Raw genomic sequence first — 14,814 nt, forward strand, 5'->3', positions numbered from 1 at the left:
CTCATGACAACATTACAAGAACGCGTTTCCGCACATTTTGCCGAGAGTATCCGCGCCAAGCAGGAAGCTGAAAAAGTACTGGTTGAGCCGACCGCACAGGCTGCCGAGCTGATGCTGCAATGCCTGATGAACGACGGCAAAATCCTGGCCTGCGGCAACGGCGGTTCGGCTGCCGACGCGCAACACTTCGCCGCAGAAATGACCGGCCGTTTTGAAAAAGAACGCATGGAATTGGCCGCTGTCGCGCTGACGACGGACACTTCCGCCCTGACCGCCATCGGCAACGACTACGGTTTCGACCATGTGTTCAGCAAACAAGTGCGCGCGCTCGGACGTGCCGGCGACGTATTGGTCGGCATCTCCACCTCCGGCAATTCCGCCAACGTCATCGAAGCCATCAAAGCGGCACACGAACGCGACATGCACGTCATTGCCATGACCGGCCGCGACGGCGGAAAAATCGCCGCCATGCTCAAAGATACCGACGTTTTACTCAACGTCCCTTATCCGCGTACTGCCCGCATTCAGGAAAACCATATCCTGCTGATTCACGCCATGTGCGACTGCATCGACTCCGTCCTGCTTGAAGGCATGTAACCCTTTCTTTTCAGACGGCCTATCCCTTAAAGGCCGTCTGAACACCCAACCGTCCATACCCAAGGAAAAGGATATGAAGAATATCAAACGCTACGCCCTCCCCGTTCTGACCGCGACCCTCTTAAGCCTGAGTCTGAGCGGCTGCGTCGGCGCACTGATCGGCGGTGCAGCCGTCGGCACCAAATCCGCCGTCGACCGCCGCACCACAGGCGCGCAAACCGACGACAACGTTATGGCACTGCGCGTCGAAACCACCGCACGCTCCTACCTGCGCCAAAACAACCAAGTCCAAGGCTACAAGCCCAAACTGAACGTTGTCGGCTACAACCGCCACCTGCTCCTGCTCGGCCAAGTGGCTACCGAAGGTGAAAAACAATTTGTTGAACGCATCGCCCGTTCCGAACAAGCCGCAGAAGGCGTGTACAACTACATTACTGTCGCCTCACAAGCGCGTTCGTTCGGTGATGTGACCAACGATACTTGGGGTACATCCAAAGTCCGCGCCACCCTGTTGGGCCTCAGCCCGGCCACCCAGGCACGCGTCAAAATCGTGACTTACGGCAACGTGACCTATGTGATGGGCATCCTCACGCCGGACGAACAAGCCCGCGTGACCCAAAAAGTCAGCACGACCGTCGGCGTACAAAAAGTCGTGACCCTCTATCAAAACTACGTTGCCAACTGATTCACAGGCAACCCGGGGCCGTCTGAATATTCAGACGGCCATTCCTCCAACGATTACCCGCCACATCATGTCCAAGAATAATAAAACCCCTTTCCAACTTAAGCCCAAACACCTAATCCGCGCTTTATTCCTTGTCAGCTTTATCGCCGTCGCAGCCCTTGTTGCCGGCGTATTCAGCACCCTAAACTCCGGTAAAACCGACGTACCCGAAAAAAGTCCTGCCGAACAAACCGACACACGCATTGAAGTTTGGCGCCCCAACGGCACTGTCGAACCTGAAACCGTCCAACCTGCCAAAGACGGCGACGCAAAAACCGCCTCCGGCAATCCTGTCGTCCCACAAGACGAAAAAGGCGAAAAAGCGGAAGAAGGTATAAAAAACGACCGCTCCACTGTACACCGCAGCAAACGCACTGAAAACAAACGCGCTGAAGCCGACAAATCAGAAAACACACAATCCGACAACAGCAGCCCTGCCGCTCAAAACACACCTCAAGCAGACAGCCAGCCGGTAGCAAACAAAGCCGCAGACAGCAAACCTGCCGCACAAGCGGTAGAAAACAAACCGGCAAAAGCCAAAGTCCCCGAGTCCAAACCGACTCCGAAAGCCGAGCCTGAGGCCAAACCACAAGCCAAACCGCGCAATAAAGACAATCTCGACAACCTGTTTTAAACAGACGGCACACCCGTCCCGTTCAGACGGCCTCTATGCCGTCTGAAACAAGAAGGAAACCTCATGGACAAAGTCATCATCAAAACCCCCGAAGAAATCGAAAAAATGCGCGAACTCGGCCGCTTGGTCGCCGAAGCCCTCGATTACATCGGCCAATTCGTCAAACCCGGCGTAACCACCAACGAAATCGACAAACTCGTTTACGACTACCACGTCAACGTTCAAGGTGGTTATCCAGCCCCCCTCAACTACGGCAACCCGCCTTACCCGAAATCCTGCTGCACCTCCGTCAACCACGTCATCTGCCACGGCATTCCCGATGACAAGCCGCTGAAAGAAGGCGACATCGTCAACATCGACCTGACCATTAAAAAAGACGGTTTCCACGGCGACTCCAGCCGTATGTTTACCGTCGGCAAAGTCTCCCCGATTGCCCAACGCCTGATCGACGTGACCCACGCCTCCATGATGGCGGGTATCGAAGCGGTCAAACCTGGCGCCACCCTCGGCGACGTCGGCTATGCCTGCCAACAGGTTGCCGAAAATGCCGGCTATTCCGTCGTACAGGAATTCTGCGGACACGGCATCGGCCGCGGTTTCCACGAAGCGCCGCAAGTGGTCCACTACGGCCGCAAAGGTGAGGGCCTCGTCCTCAAACCGGGCATGATTTTCACCATCGAGCCGATGATCAACCAAGGCAAACGCCATCTGCGCATCCTGAACGACGGTTGGACAGTGGTCACCAAAGACCGCTCCCTCTCCGCCCAATGGGAACACGAAGTTTTGGTTACCGAAACCGGCTACGAAATCCTCACCGTCAGCCCTGCCAGCGGTAAGCCTTAACCTTGAAAAAACCTTCAGGCCGTCTGAAAACATAGATTCAGACGGCCTAAAATTTATTCGCATTCTCAATCCAGAAAACCGAATAAAAACTCGAAATTAAGTTTTTACCCATATTGAATTGTTTAATTATGTAAAAATTTGCTTATGCCATATCTAAGATAAACGCATAATTTAATGATTTATATAACAAAATTTTACTGAAATAATGAATTAAGAAATATTTACACAAATTATGGCAGACAGCAGAAAACTTCTTTCGAATATACTGTCTAATTATCTAGATCAGCCATTTGCAATACGCCCACATATCACCCCAAAAAACAATAGGGAAAAGGATGCCGGCATTCTTGCAGACCTTTTTTATGCCTAATGGCATACACTAAATACCACAATAAGGAAGATTCATGAAATCGTTCGAAAAAATTGAAAATATCCGCGATATCCGTAAAAAACTCGGCCTGAACCAAATGGACTTCTGGAGTCGCATTGGTGTGACTCAATCCGGTGGTTCCCGTTACGAGTCCGGCCGCAATATGCCTAAACCTGTACGCGAATTGCTGCGTTTGGTACACATCGAGCGCGTAGATTTGGCTAAAGTAAACCGTGATGACTTGGCCGTTGCGTCCTTACTGAAAAACCGCGACCCTGAGTTGTACGCTTCTCTGAAAAAAGAAGCCAAAGCCGACAAAGGCAAATAATCAAGCTATTCAAAAGGCCGTCTGAAACTCGTTTTCAGACGGCCTTTTTACTTTCTTCACTCTAAGGGCATGTCACATACATGCCCTTTTTCATTTACGGCTGATACTGTTTGAAATAGTCCAACACCGTTTGCGGCAGCCATTGCAGATTCAGACGGCCTTGATCGCGGCTGACAAAGCCGACATGACCGCCGTATGCCGGTTGCAGCAGCGTAACGGCTGAGGACACGTCCCGCCCGGTCGGCAAGGCTTCTGGCGGCAGGAAGGGGTCGTTGACGGCATTGAGCAGCAGCAACGGCGTATCTACGCCTTTCAGAAACGGTTTGCAGGAATTGCGGCGGTAGTAATCATGACGGTCGGCAAAACCGTGTAACGGCGCGGTAAAGCGGTCGTCAAAATCGCCAAGCGTTTTGCAGTTTTGCTGGCTTAAGGCCGTCTGAAACTGAGGAATCGCCTGGGCTTTCGGCAACAGCGAATTTAAAAAATAGCGCGTGTAAATCAAGCGCGTCATGCCCTGATCAAAACGTGTACCGGCGGCCACGGCATCAACCGGCGCGGAAACGACGGCAGATGCGCGCGGAACGGCATTACTGCCCTGCTCGCCCAAATATTTGGCCAGGGCATTCCCCCCCAAAGAAACGCCGACAGCGTAGATGGTTGAATAGCGTTGTGCCAGCGTGTTGAGCATAAAAGCGATTTCGGGCGTATCGCCGAGATGGTAGAACACGGGCGCGGTGTTTTCTATGCCGCCGCAACTGCGGAAATGGGCAACCACGCCGTTCCAACCGCGCTGCTGTACGGCTTTCATCAACTCGACCGCGTAATGGCTCTCGCTGCTGCCTTCCAGTCCGTGGAACAAAACCACCAACGGCGCATCGGGGTCGGCGCTGTCGACAAAATCGTAGGCAACTTGGGTTTTGCCGGTGCTGTCGGGCAGAAGCTCGCGGCGGTAGTCAGGCGCTTTGCCTTGCAGCAGCTTGGCAAACAGGGTGTCGGCATGGCCGTTTCTGAGCCAATAAGGCGTGTTGGGTGAACGTGTATTCATGATTCGTTTCTTCTATTTTTCAGACGGCCTGAAGATGAGCATATACACCAGCAAGGCAGTCAGCGTGCCGTTTGTCCAGCCTGCCCAAACGTCGGTGGGATAATGCACGCCCAAATAAATGCGTGAAAACCCGGTCAGCAGGGCAAAGGAAATACCGCCTATCCAAGCGGCGCGGCGGTAGCGCGTGCGGCGGCAAAGCAATATCAGCATGACGGCAATGGCGGCGGAAAACGTACTGTGGCCGCTGGGAAAGGAAAAATTGCTCTCTTCAATCAGGCGCGGCCAAAGCAGCGGACGTTCGCGGGCAAACCAAACCTTCACAATCAGCATGTTCAAAGTCGGCATCAATGCCGCCAACACGCAAAACAGTGCTTCGCGCTTCTTATCGGCAAAATACAGGGCTGCGGCGACTGCGCCGATCAGCGGCACGGCAATCTCGGTTTTGCCCAGATAGTGCAACACGGTGGCAATCGGGTCAAACCATGTGCCCGCATGGGCATGGACGGCGTGCATCAGCGGCGGTTCAAAAGCGAAGCCGCCATATTGCGCCAGCCAAATGCCGATGATGAGGGTCGGCGGCAAAAACAGCAAAGAGGCAAAAATCAGTGCGCGTCTGGATTGGGCCGGGGATAAGTGCATTATTCCACCGTTTCTTTCAAAGTCGCGCCAATCGCCTGCAAACCCTGCAACGCATCTTCCCACGCCGTATCCAACAAGCGGCAGGCCTCACCTTCCGCTTTGATGCCGAACTCGATATGCGGCGGAGTGTAACGGCCGTCTGAATCGGTACGGCCCACGGTGGGCAGGCTGTAAGAACGGACACCGGCGTAGGTACGCTCAAGATGTTCCATAATCGGCGTAATGCGCGACTCGGGTTGGTCGAACACATACACGCTGCGGCTGCCGCGTTCAGTTTGGTTGAAACGGTTGGCGTAATAAGTTTCCAATACCCATTCCGCCATCGGGTGCGCCATCACGGGGAAACCGGGGAAGAAATAATGCTCGCGGATGGAAAATCCGGCGATATTATTAAACGGATTGGGCACAAGTTCCGCGCCTTCGGGAAAATCCGCCATTTTCAGGCGTTGGGCGTGTTCCGGCGAATCGAGCGGCTCGCCGCGTTTCAGGGTTACGCCTTCGATAAACTTGGCGGCTTCAGGATGGCGGACAACGGGCAAATCCAAAGCAGCCGCTGCGGCTTGGCGCGTGTGGTCGTCAGGCGTAGAGCCGATACCGCCGGTAACGAAAGTCGGCAGGCCGTCTGAAAAACTGCGGCGCAGTTGTTTGACCAGCAATTCGGGTTCATCGGGCAGATATTGCACCTGATTGAGTTTCAGCCCGCGCGATTCCAATAAAGATTTGAAAAAGGCGAAATGCTTGTCTTGGCGGCTGCCGTGCAGGATTTCATCGCCGATGATGATGAGGTTGAACAAATGCTGTCGGTCTTTCATAATCTTTCCTTCTGCCTAAAGGCTATTCATGATTTCCCATGATTACTGTTCCAATATTGCTTATTAGGTAAATCAAATGGGAAATACGTTGTTATTGTTGTTGCAAAAGATGGGCCGTATAAGGATAAAGTCATTGCAAGCTTTATACCAGATAATAATCAATTAAACCTAATTAGTGGTAACTAAATGAAAATAATAGATTTTTTAAAAAATTGTGGTACTGACCAGTTTTCTATATTGTGTTATGGTATTTTTTTAAAAGAAGACAGAAATCATGAAAATATAAAGCAATGGGAATCTAGATCACGTTGCATTAAATCTGAAAAATATATTCTTGAAAATAATGAGTGGAAATATGATATTTTTTTAACAGAATCTTATTTTTTATATTCCAAAAATATTGATTTATTTAATGTAATTAAAGATGAAATACTAAATATCAATCAGCTTAATCCAATAGCTATAATATGCATGTTTGATGGTGCTTTCTCAGATTTTAATTATCTGAAGAATATAGATATAATTCAACAAACTTATGCATTCTGGTCAAAAGATATTGGTTTGTATATTGCTGAAGATACAGATACCCTACAATCAAATGAATGGAGTGAAAAAATTATATATCTATATAACCATATAGATATATAACAAGCATAGCCAGCGTAGCCAGTCTGTCTGATAGCAAGCGTGGGTGCTCGCACTCACGCGTTCTCTTTTTCGCTGTTAATCCGCTTTCAGGCAGCCTTAAAACCACTTACACTTACCTTTTTTGTTTTACCCCCCCTCTAAACTATGCCCACCATCACAACCCTAAACATCATCTCCCCTAAACTCTACCCCAATGAACAATGGAACGAAAGCGAAGCACTCGGTGCCATCACTTGGCTATGGTATAGGTGCAACGGATAGGAGAGGCTCATGTTTGTAATCGGCATTTTTGCGTTTTTCATGTTCATTATCAGCCTTTTTGTGTGTACGTTTGTGCTGATTGTTCAGTATTTGATTATTCGCCGTAAAATTCATCAAGACAAACGGGCAGTCAATTTTCGCGCCAAATATGCTACGCTTTCCACATTTTTTATACAATGGGTTGTTCTGAACGCATTCAGCCTCTTGCCTGCAAACCGTATGATTTTTTCACTGGCAGTCTTTACGGATATTTTACTTGGTTTTTTGTGGTTGTTTTTTGTTGCAACCAATGCAGATGAAATGTGGCGTTTGACCGGGCAAAAAGGCTACTTGTTGTGGCCTTTGGCAGCTGCTTCGGTTTGGGCAGTATGCTTCATTGCATTCAGCGTCAGATAGCACCATCAATAATTGCGGACAAATGCCGTCTGAAAACCTGAATGCTTTTTCAGACGGCATCAAAGTAGATTATCTTATCCATTTATAAGATAATGGTTTCAACTTTTCAAGTCTGGAGGAATCCCAATGAGCCAAAACCATACCATTTTACAAAATCTCCCCGTCGGTCAAAAAGTCGGCATCGCCTTCTCCGGCGGTCTTGATACCTCTGCCGCGCTGTTGTGGATGAAACTCAAAGGCGCACTGCCTTACGCCTACACCGCCAACCTCGGCCAACCTGACGAAGACGATTACAACGCTATTCCTAAAAAAGCGATGGAATACGGCGCAGAAAATGCCCGCCTGATTGACTGCCGCGCGCAGTTGGCACACGAGGGCATCGCCGCCATCCAATGCGGCGCATTCCACGTTTCCACCGGCGGCATCGCCTACTTCAACACCACGCCTCTGGGCCGCGCCGTTACCGGCACCATGCTCGTTTCCGCCATGAAGGAAGACGACGTCAATATTTGGGGCGACGGCAGCACCTACAAAGGTAACGACATCGAGCGTTTCTACCGCTACGGCCTCTTGACCAATCCCGCGCTGAAAATCTACAAACCTTGGCTCGACCAACAATTTATCGACGAACTTGGCGGCCGCCACGAAATGAGCGAATTTCTGATTGCCAACGGCTTCAACTACAAAATGTCGGTGGAGAAAGCCTACTCCACCGACTCCAATATGCTCGGCGCGACGCACGAAGCCAAAGACTTGGAATTTCTCAACAGCGGCATCAAAATCGTTAAGCCTATCATGGGCGTTGCCTTCTGGGACGAAAACGTCGAAGTCAAACCCGAAGAAGTCAGCGTGCGCTTTGAAGAAGGCGTGCCGGTTGCATTAAACGGCAAAGAATACGCCGATCCTGTCGAACTCTTCCTCGAAGCCAACCGCATCGGCGGCCGTCACGGCTTGGGCATGAGCGACCAAATCGAAAACCGCATCATCGAAGCCAAATCGCGCGGCATCTACGAAGCCCCGGGCATGGCGTTGTTCCACATCGCCTACGAACGCTTGGTAACCGGTATCCACAACGAGGACACCATCGAACAATACCGCATCAACGGCCTGCGTCTCGGCCGCCTGCTCTACCAAGGCCGCTGGTTTGACAGCCAAGCCCTCATGTTGCGCGAAACCGCCCAACGCTGGGTTGCCAAAGCCATCACCGGCGAAGTTACCCTCGAACTGCGCCGCGGCAACGACTATTCGATTCTGAACACCGAATCGCCCAACCTGACCTACCAACCCGAACGCCTGAGCATGGAAAAAGTTGAAGACGCCGCATTCACCCCGCTCGACCGCATCGGCCAGCTCACCATGCGCAACCTCGACATCACCGATACCCGCGCCAAACTGGGTATTTACTCGCAAAGCGGTTTGTTGTCCTTGGGCGAAGGTTCCGTATTGCCGCAGTTGAACAATAAGGAGTAGAATCATGGGGGGCCTTAAGGCCCCCTTATTTTAAAGGAATAAAATGAAAGAATATAAAGCCGTCATTTATCAAGAGAACCTGCTTTCCAGTTTGGTTTTTGGCAGCGCCAAAATCAATCCGGTCAAATTCAGCGATTTCCTCAACAGCCACGCTTCGCAAGGCTGGAAGGTCGTTACCATGGAAAAAGATCAGCGCCGCATGCTGCTGTTTTTCGTGCGTGAAGCCTACGTCGTCATTTTGGAAAAAGAACGTGTTTAAACTCGGCGTCTATGCCTGTCTCGGATTGTTCGGAAGATTGGAGCCATGACAATCAACGATTTTTGGAACATCATTGATCAAGCACGTCCTGAATCTCGCAATATTGGAGAATTCAACCAAAACTTGAATCGGTTATTGGAATCTTTACCAGATGAGGATTTATTATATTTTGATTATTTCTTTAAGATGTACGAATGCACAATTATTGCCAGTCCCAATAGATTAATTTGGTCTGCGCTATCTTTGGTGTACGGTGGTAAGCATAAATACAATACTTATGGCTTCGCAGCTTGGCTGATTTTGCAAGGTAAAAGCCACTATCTTGCTGTTTTACACGATGCCGATCGGCTGGCTGATACTGAAGCTACTCAAAACTATTGCAGTGGTAACTTGAAGGGGCATGAGCATGAGTTTCCTGAACAACGTTACTTGGCAGGCAGAATATACAGCAAGAGAAACCGTATCGGTATTCGCGCATTCGAAAAAACTACCAAAGAATTCGCCCCAAAAGCCAACACAGAGTGGCAAAAAATCGAACAGCAAGAATTAAACTCTCCCACCTTTCAGTCCAATAGAAATTGGACACTGGAAGATCTTGCCGTGATACTACCCAATACCTATCAAAAATATATATGTGTATGAATGTACAATTAAATACATATCCGAAAAGAAAATGAAGGACGACGGATTTATCAACTGATACTGCTTCGGGAAGCACCATGTATGCTTTATCCGAAACCTTGACGCAAAATCCTTGTTTAATAGACAAGGCCGTCTGAAATGTAAGTTTCAGACGGCCTGATTACCCTCCTCAAAGCTACTGAATACCATGAAATTCTTTTCCCACTTTTATCTTGAAAACCATATGTATTTCAACGACTACTTGAAATACGTCCTGATTTTCGCCGCCCTTGTCGTCCTCCTGCTCGCCGTATCGCAATACCTGCGCCACCGCATGGACACCAAATACCGCGACCTGAGCATTATTGCACTGTTGCTGCTCATCCTCATCTGCGGCACGCAATATCTTTCGTACAGCGAACGTCAAAACTTCGCCGCCGACACTTCGCGCATGGTTGGCTTTCTCGATGCCTTGATTGAAAACCAAAAGGTTGAAAAACAAGACATCATCGTCAACAGCACGCGTCTGTCCAACGGCATGATTATCGGCATCAAAAACCAATACTACGAAGTCCATTTCAATCAAGACTTCTCCGCCTACACGCTGACGCCCATCAATTTGGTCAACAACAATATCGAACTCATCGATAAAGAATAACAGGATACACACACATGGAAGCATACTCCCTGCTCGCCCTCAAACTACTGATGGGTATTTTAGGTTTGATTTTGCAAATCAACCTCTTAGGTAAAGGCAACCTCGCACCGACCTCCGCCATGGACCAAGTGCAAAACTATGTACTCGGCGGCATCATCGGCGGCGTGATTTACAGCGACAGCGTCGGCCTGTTGCAATTTTTCCTCGTGCTGATTTTGTGGACGCTGTTGGTCTTGAGCCTGAAATTCATCAAAAACCACAACCGCTGGGTCAAATCCGTAATTGACGGCAAATCCGTCTGGGTTATCGTCAACGGCAAAATCCAAACCGATGAATGCATGAAAAACGGCATCAGCGCACACGACCTCATGTTCAAACTCCGCGCCGCCGGCATCTACGAAATCTCTGCCGTCAAACGTGCCGTGATGGAACAAAACGGCCAGCTCGCCGTCATTAAGTACGGCGACGAAAGCCTGCGCTATCCACTGATTACAGACGGCCAAGTTGACCCCGACATCCTCGAAATCATTAAGCGTGATGAAGAATGGCTGCAACAGGAACTCGAGCGCCTCCACCTTGAAGCCTCACAAGTCTATATCGGTGAATACATAGACGGAAAATTGGTGGCACACCCTTATCCTTCTTGATTTGAAAATAGCAGGCCGTCTGAAACCTTGATTTCAGACGGCCTTTTTGCATTCAGCCCAAACACTGATTTTTTAATCGCGATATTCAAACGTTGCGCCCAAAAATTGAGCCAGCGCGGAAACGTGGGAATGTCGGGGGTCTTTGACGGCGGTCAGCAACAAGATATTGCCGTGCTGTTTTTCCAAATCCAGCAGCCGCTTGATGGCGGCCTGCTCGACATCGCCTTGCAGCTCTTCGTGATAACGGCTGACAAAACCGTCAAAATTTTGAGCCGGATTTTCATGATACCAGCGGCGTAGGTTTGCACTGGGCGTAATGTCTTTCAACCAAAGTGCCGTAGCGAAAACTTCTTTATGAACGCCGCGCGGATAGAGGCGGTCGATAAAGACAGCAGCCTGTTCGGGATTGGGCTGATAAGCGTAAATGCGTTGTACGGTAAACATTTTTTCTCGTCTCCAATGGATTCAGGCCGTCTGAAAATTCAGACGGCCTGATGTTTTTTAGGGTTTAGAACAGTTTTTTGACTTCGGCTTCGATGTCGTCGGCACGCATAAAGGTTTCGCCGATCAGGAAAGTATGCACGCCGTGGCCGCGCATGAAATCGACGTCTTCTTTGTTGCGGATGCCGCTTTCGGTGACAACGGTTTTGCCGTTTAATTCGGGCAAAAGGTCGAGGGTTTGTTGCAAGGTTACTTCAAACGTACGCAGGTTGCGGTTGTTGACGCCCCACAACGGCGTGGTCATGTTGCGGCATTTTTCCAGCTCGGACGCATCGTGCAACTCCAACAAGACAGTCATGCCCAATTCGTGGGCAACGGCTTCAAAACGCTCAAGCTGCCCGGCTTCCAGTGCGGCGGCAATCAGAAGAATCGCATCCGCACCCCACGCGCGCGCCTGATAGATTTGGTATTCGTCGATGATAAAGTCTTTACGCAAGACCGGCAGCACCACGGCCGCACGCGCCTGTTTCAAATACTCGGGCGAGCCTTGGAAATAAGGTTCGTCCGTCAACACGGACAAACAGGCCGCGCCGGCTTTTTCATAGGCAACGGCGATTTCGGCAGGATGAAAATCAGGACGGATCAGGCCTTTGCTCGGGCTGGCTTTTTTGACTTCGGCAATAATGGCAGGTAGATTCTGCGCGTGTTTTTCACGGATCGAGCCGATAAAGCTGCGAACCGGCGCAGCAGCCTGCGCTTGGGCTTTGATGTCTTCCAAGGAAACGGCGGCTTTTTGGGCGGCCACTTCTTCTGCTTTGGTGGCAAGGATTTTGTTGAGAATATCGGTCATGGCGTTTTTCTATTGGGGCTGATTTTCGGGTTTGAATCGTGCAACATGCTGCTGCAGATTAGATTTCAGACGGCCTGAATGCCGCTATTTTAATGGTTTGAAAAAAGGCGGGCAAGAATGCCCGCCTTTGTGTCTGCTTCAATTTAGTGATGAATGCCCAAAACGGACGCGTTGTGGCTGATGATTTCGTCCGCCAAAGTCGGATTGTCGTTCAGCTTGATACCGTAGCCGGGCACCAATTCTTTCAGACGGCCTGACCATGATTCGGCATGATCTGGGAAGCATTGGTTGATCAGCTTAATCATCAAAGGTACGGCGGTTGATGCGCCTGGGGACGCGCCCAGCAATGCGGCCAGCGAGCCGTCGGCATGAGCGACGATTTCGGTACCAAATTGGAGTACGCCGCCTTTTTTCGGGTCTTTTTTGATGATTTGTACGCGTTGACCGGCGGTAATCAGTTCCCAATCGTCAGGATTGGCTTCCGGATAATACTCTAAGAGCGAAGTGAAGCGTTCTTCTTTGGTTTTACGCAATTCGCCCAAGAGGTATTTGGTCAGCGGCATATTAGCCCAACCGGCGCGGAGCATAGGATAGAGGTTGTCCATGTGGATGGACATCGGCAAATCCATGAGCGAGCCTTGTTTGAGGAAGTTGGGGCGGAAGCCTGCATACGGACCGAACATCAAATGGCGTTGGCCGTCCACGTTGCGAGTATCCAAATGCGGAACGGACATAGGGGGCGCGCCGACGGAGGCTTGGCCGTACACTTTGGCGTTGTGTTGCGCGGCCGTTTCAGGATTGCTGTTGCGGAAGAAGAGGCCGGAAACCGGAAAGCCGCCGTAGCCTTTGCCTTCGGGGATACCAGATTTTTGCAGCAGGGTCAGTGCGCCGCCGCCTGCGCCGAGGAAGACGAAACGGGTGCGGAGTGTCAACGGGTCGTCATCGTCTTTGGTGCTGCTGGTTTTCAGCACCCACGCGCCGTCCGATTCGCGGTTGAGGTCGTCGACATGACGGTTGAATTTGATTTTTACGCCTTTGTCGCTCAAGTATTTGACCATCTGGCGGGTCAGGCTGCCGAAATCGACGTCTGTGCCTTCGGCGGAGTAGTTGGCGGCGATGGATTGGTTTTCATCACGGCCGTTGACAACCAGCGGCGCCCATTCGGCAATTTTGGCGCGGTCGGTAGAAAACTCCATTTTTTCAAAGAGTTTTTGGTTTTTGAACACGTCGAAACGTTTTTGCAGATAACTGCAATGGTCGGCGTTCATCACCAGCGACATATGGGGGACGGAATTGATGAAAGTGCGGTCGGTCAGTTTGCCTTCTTCGACCAAAGTCGCCCAAAATTGGCGGCTGATATGGAATTGTTCGGCAATATTGAGGGCGCGGGTCGGATCGATCGTGCCGTCGGCAGTCAGGGGCGCATAGTTCAATTCACACAGCGCAGAGTGTCCCGTACCGGCATTATTCCATGCATTTGATGATTCCAACGCTACATCTTCCAAGCGTTCGATCAGGGTGATTTCCCAAGATGGTTCGAGTTCTTTGAGCAATACGCCCAAAGTGGCGCTCATAATGCCGCCGCCTACTAATACGACATCGGTTGCTTCAGCCATGGTTTTACTCCTACTAAAGTCAGGCATGGTTTGCCTTGTGGTTATCTATCATTATAAACAACTGATTTCAGAGGAATTGCTTTGTTTTTGTAGTGTGTGAAACTTTTGTTGCCTGCTGAGTTTCCGAGCGTAAATAGCGGGAGGCAGTTTCGGTTTGGGTTCCAGATTTCAGGTCTTTATAATATGTTATTGAGAATTTAGTAGATTTTACGGAGAAATGCAAAGATTTTCTGTTCGGTTCATATAAAAATAAGAGATTAGGCCGTCTGAAAACGTTTTCTTAACCTTTATCTACCAACGTTTGCCAAGAAAAAAGAATTTTTCATTTCTTTTTTAATTGACCGTTTTTGTCAGCAATTTCAGCGCTAACAAACGTGAATCAACCGCCAATCTGCTATCATTTCGACTTATCCCACAACAAGGCAAGCCGCCATGTACCTGACTCAAGAAAAGCCCTACCGCCCCCTATTGGTCGCACTGATGTTCCTCACTCTGCCGCTGGCGATGATATTGCACAATATCGTGCAAATCGCCTTTTCAGACGGCCAAGGCCTGCTGATAACGGTCAAAGATGGCGCGTGGGCATGGCAAAGCGGTTGGCAGGACTCCGTCGCATGGTTTGTCTGCGGCATGTTTGCCTTCCTCAACCTGCCGATTGCCGGCGGACTGACTAAGCTGGCGTATAAAAAAATGATGCGCCGGCATTCGCGTTACGCCCTATTCCTTGCCGGTGTCGCAGCGTGTGCCTCAGCGGCGGCAGGCTTGATTTTTGAAGCCATCTTAGGCAATGCCGCATTGGCCGGTATGCTCGGGCAAGGCGTGTTTTACTACACCCTCTCCGTATGGATCATCGCCATGCTGACCCTGCCCAAACAGCTCACGCGCGCGCCGGAACAGCCCATCGTCTTTCACAAGATGAAACGTTGATTCAACAAGCACAAACATTTTCAGACGG

Annotated in this window: 19 protein-coding genes and 1 pseudogene; 14 read left to right on the plus strand and 6 right to left on the minus strand. The window is 50.2% G+C overall.

Annotated elements, in window-relative coordinates; genetic code table 11:
- The first annotated feature begins 3 nt into the window (after positions 1-3).
- From ACTHSW_RS07495 to ACTHSW_RS07515, 5 genes and pseudogenes are all read left to right on the plus strand, one after another.
- The gene (locus ACTHSW_RS07495) at positions 4-597 is read left to right on the plus strand and encodes a phosphoheptose isomerase (protein ID WP_003749391.1); all 594 of its coding nucleotides are present in this window, start codon (positions 4-6) and stop codon (positions 595-597) included.
- 73 nt (positions 598-670) lie between these two features.
- Positions 671-1,282 carry a BON domain-containing protein gene (locus tag ACTHSW_RS07500; protein WP_070461240.1) on the plus strand — a complete coding sequence of 204 codons (612 nt, stop codon included), beginning with the start codon at positions 671-673 and terminating at the stop codon, positions 1,280-1,282.
- Positions 1,283-1,349: 67 nt separating this feature from the next.
- Complete coding sequence (locus tag ACTHSW_RS07505) at positions 1,350-1,955, plus strand: hypothetical protein (RefSeq protein ID WP_070645258.1); 606 nt, start codon at positions 1,350-1,352, stop codon at positions 1,953-1,955.
- A 39-nt stretch (positions 1,956-1,994) separates the two neighbouring features.
- Positions 1,995-2,798, plus strand: a pseudogene (map, locus tag ACTHSW_RS07510) (type I methionyl aminopeptidase); the annotation flags it as partial.
- A gap of 404 nt (positions 2,799-3,202) precedes the next feature.
- Complete coding sequence (locus ACTHSW_RS07515; RefSeq protein ID WP_003684039.1) at positions 3,203-3,496, plus strand: helix-turn-helix domain-containing protein; 294 nt, start codon at positions 3,203-3,205, stop codon at positions 3,494-3,496.
- A gap of 94 nt (positions 3,497-3,590) precedes the next feature.
- On the opposite strand, the gene ACTHSW_RS07520 is transcribed toward ACTHSW_RS07515, so the two are convergent.
- The 3 genes from ACTHSW_RS07520 to ACTHSW_RS07530 are packed head-to-tail and all read right to left on the minus strand — an operon-like array spanning position 3,591 to position 5,992.
- Positions 3,591-4,541, minus strand: a complete 951-nt coding sequence (locus ACTHSW_RS07520; protein ID WP_063076203.1) for a YheT family hydrolase — start codon at positions 4,539-4,541, stop codon at positions 3,591-3,593.
- A 12-nt stretch (positions 4,542-4,553) separates the two neighbouring features.
- On the minus strand, positions 4,554-5,180 hold the full coding sequence (locus ACTHSW_RS07525; protein WP_070461243.1) for a phosphatase PAP2 family protein: 627 nt from the start codon (positions 5,178-5,180) through the stop codon (positions 4,554-4,556).
- Entirely contained in the window at positions 5,180-5,992 is an 813-nt protein-coding gene (locus ACTHSW_RS07530) for a competence/damage-inducible protein A (protein ID WP_070461244.1), read from the minus strand. Before ACTHSW_RS07530 ends, ACTHSW_RS07525 begins: the two co-directional genes overlap by 1 nt.
- Positions 5,993-6,178: 186 nt before the next feature.
- Between ACTHSW_RS07530 and ACTHSW_RS07535 the strand changes: the two genes are divergently transcribed.
- From ACTHSW_RS07535 to ACTHSW_RS07570, 8 genes are all read left to right on the plus strand, one after another.
- Positions 6,179-6,640 (plus strand): hypothetical protein, encoded by a 462-nt coding sequence (locus ACTHSW_RS07535; RefSeq protein ID WP_004467569.1) that lies wholly within the window; start codon positions 6,179-6,181, stop codon positions 6,638-6,640.
- A 144-nt stretch (positions 6,641-6,784) separates the two neighbouring features.
- Positions 6,785-6,901: a hemolysin D gene (locus ACTHSW_RS07540; RefSeq protein ID WP_083290052.1), complete on the plus strand. Its 117-nt coding sequence runs from the start codon at positions 6,785-6,787 to the stop codon at positions 6,899-6,901.
- Between the two features lie 9 nt (positions 6,902-6,910).
- Positions 6,911-7,297, plus strand: a complete 387-nt coding sequence (locus ACTHSW_RS07545) for a hypothetical protein (RefSeq protein WP_070461245.1) — start codon at positions 6,911-6,913, stop codon at positions 7,295-7,297.
- Between the two features lie 126 nt (positions 7,298-7,423).
- Positions 7,424-8,767, plus strand: a complete 1,344-nt coding sequence (gene argG / locus ACTHSW_RS07550; RefSeq protein ID WP_036493659.1) for an argininosuccinate synthase — start codon at positions 7,424-7,426, stop codon at positions 8,765-8,767.
- Positions 8,768-8,810: 43 nt separating this feature from the next.
- Positions 8,811-9,026: a DUF4177 domain-containing protein gene (locus ACTHSW_RS07555; RefSeq protein WP_003749376.1), complete on the plus strand. Its 216-nt coding sequence runs from the start codon at positions 8,811-8,813 to the stop codon at positions 9,024-9,026.
- A 45-nt stretch (positions 9,027-9,071) separates the two neighbouring features.
- Complete coding sequence (locus tag ACTHSW_RS07560) at positions 9,072-9,668, plus strand: DUF4240 domain-containing protein (protein WP_003749374.1); 597 nt, start codon at positions 9,072-9,074, stop codon at positions 9,666-9,668.
- Positions 9,669-9,855: 187 nt separating this feature from the next.
- A complete protein-coding gene (locus ACTHSW_RS07565) occupies positions 9,856-10,305 on the plus strand; it encodes a DUF3290 family protein (protein ID WP_440373816.1) in 450 nt (149 codons plus the stop codon).
- Positions 10,306-10,319: 14 nt separating this feature from the next.
- Positions 10,320-10,952 (plus strand): DUF421 domain-containing protein, encoded by a 633-nt coding sequence (locus tag ACTHSW_RS07570; RefSeq protein ID WP_440373817.1) that lies wholly within the window; start codon positions 10,320-10,322, stop codon positions 10,950-10,952.
- 72 nt (positions 10,953-11,024) lie between these two features.
- On the opposite strand, the gene ACTHSW_RS07575 is transcribed toward ACTHSW_RS07570, so the two are convergent.
- From ACTHSW_RS07575 to ACTHSW_RS07585, 3 genes are all read right to left on the minus strand, one after another.
- Positions 11,025-11,396, minus strand: coding sequence for a DUF488 domain-containing protein (locus ACTHSW_RS07575; protein ID WP_070461249.1), 372 nt, complete (start codon positions 11,394-11,396; stop codon positions 11,025-11,027).
- Positions 11,397-11,460: 64 nt separating this feature from the next.
- On the minus strand, positions 11,461-12,243 hold the full coding sequence (trpC, locus tag ACTHSW_RS07580; RefSeq protein ID WP_440373818.1) for an indole-3-glycerol phosphate synthase TrpC: 783 nt from the start codon (positions 12,241-12,243) through the stop codon (positions 11,461-11,463).
- A gap of 143 nt (positions 12,244-12,386) precedes the next feature.
- The gene (locus tag ACTHSW_RS07585) at positions 12,387-13,859 is read right to left on the minus strand and encodes a malate:quinone oxidoreductase (protein ID WP_070814109.1); all 1,473 of its coding nucleotides are present in this window, start codon (positions 13,857-13,859) and stop codon (positions 12,387-12,389) included.
- Positions 13,860-14,291: 432 nt separating this feature from the next.
- On the opposite strand from ACTHSW_RS07585, the gene ACTHSW_RS07590 reads away from it, so the two are divergent.
- On the plus strand, positions 14,292-14,786 hold the full coding sequence (locus ACTHSW_RS07590) for a hypothetical protein (RefSeq protein WP_070461252.1): 495 nt from the start codon (positions 14,292-14,294) through the stop codon (positions 14,784-14,786).
- Positions 14,787-14,814 lie beyond the last annotated feature (28 nt).

This window comes from Neisseria sp. P0008.S004 (assembly GCF_051962755.1).
GTDB classification, from domain to species: Bacteria; Pseudomonadota; Gammaproteobacteria; order Burkholderiales; family Neisseriaceae; genus Neisseria; species Neisseria subflava_A.

Excerpts from the sequence above, each read along its gene's own strand:
- ACTHSW_RS07495 (WP_003749391.1), top strand. The coding sequence starts at position 4 with ATGACAACATTACAAGAACGCGTTTCCGCACATTTTGCCGAGAGTATC.
- ACTHSW_RS07500 (WP_070461240.1), top strand. The coding sequence starts at position 671 with ATGAAGAATATCAAACGCTACGCCCTCCCCGTTCTGACCGCGACCCTC.
- ACTHSW_RS07505 (WP_070645258.1), top strand. The coding sequence starts at position 1,350 with ATGTCCAAGAATAATAAAACCCCTTTCCAACTTAAGCCCAAACACCTA.
- ACTHSW_RS07515 (WP_003684039.1), top strand. The coding sequence starts at position 3,203 with ATGAAATCGTTCGAAAAAATTGAAAATATCCGCGATATCCGTAAAAAA.
- ACTHSW_RS07520 (WP_063076203.1), bottom strand. The coding sequence starts at position 4,541 with ATGAATACACGTTCACCCAACACGCCTTATTGGCTCAGAAACGGCCAT.
- ACTHSW_RS07525 (WP_070461243.1), bottom strand. The coding sequence starts at position 5,180 with ATGCACTTATCCCCGGCCCAATCCAGACGCGCACTGATTTTTGCCTCT.
- ACTHSW_RS07530 (WP_070461244.1), bottom strand. The coding sequence starts at position 5,992 with ATGAAAGACCGACAGCATTTGTTCAACCTCATCATCATCGGCGATGAA.
- ACTHSW_RS07535 (WP_004467569.1), top strand. The coding sequence starts at position 6,179 with ATGAAAATAATAGATTTTTTAAAAAATTGTGGTACTGACCAGTTTTCT.
- ACTHSW_RS07540 (WP_083290052.1), top strand. The coding sequence starts at position 6,785 with ATGCCCACCATCACAACCCTAAACATCATCTCCCCTAAACTCTACCCC.
- ACTHSW_RS07545 (WP_070461245.1), top strand. The coding sequence starts at position 6,911 with ATGTTTGTAATCGGCATTTTTGCGTTTTTCATGTTCATTATCAGCCTT.
- argG (WP_036493659.1), top strand. The coding sequence starts at position 7,424 with ATGAGCCAAAACCATACCATTTTACAAAATCTCCCCGTCGGTCAAAAA.
- ACTHSW_RS07555 (WP_003749376.1), top strand. The coding sequence starts at position 8,811 with ATGAAAGAATATAAAGCCGTCATTTATCAAGAGAACCTGCTTTCCAGT.
- ACTHSW_RS07560 (WP_003749374.1), top strand. The coding sequence starts at position 9,072 with ATGACAATCAACGATTTTTGGAACATCATTGATCAAGCACGTCCTGAA.
- ACTHSW_RS07565 (WP_440373816.1), top strand. The coding sequence starts at position 9,856 with ATGAAATTCTTTTCCCACTTTTATCTTGAAAACCATATGTATTTCAAC.
- ACTHSW_RS07570 (WP_440373817.1), top strand. The coding sequence starts at position 10,320 with ATGGAAGCATACTCCCTGCTCGCCCTCAAACTACTGATGGGTATTTTA.
- ACTHSW_RS07575 (WP_070461249.1), bottom strand. The coding sequence starts at position 11,396 with ATGTTTACCGTACAACGCATTTACGCTTATCAGCCCAATCCCGAACAG.
- trpC (WP_440373818.1), bottom strand. The coding sequence starts at position 12,243 with ATGACCGATATTCTCAACAAAATCCTTGCCACCAAAGCAGAAGAAGTG.
- ACTHSW_RS07585 (WP_070814109.1), bottom strand. The coding sequence starts at position 13,859 with ATGGCTGAAGCAACCGATGTCGTATTAGTAGGCGGCGGCATTATGAGC.
- ACTHSW_RS07590 (WP_070461252.1), top strand. The coding sequence starts at position 14,292 with ATGTACCTGACTCAAGAAAAGCCCTACCGCCCCCTATTGGTCGCACTG.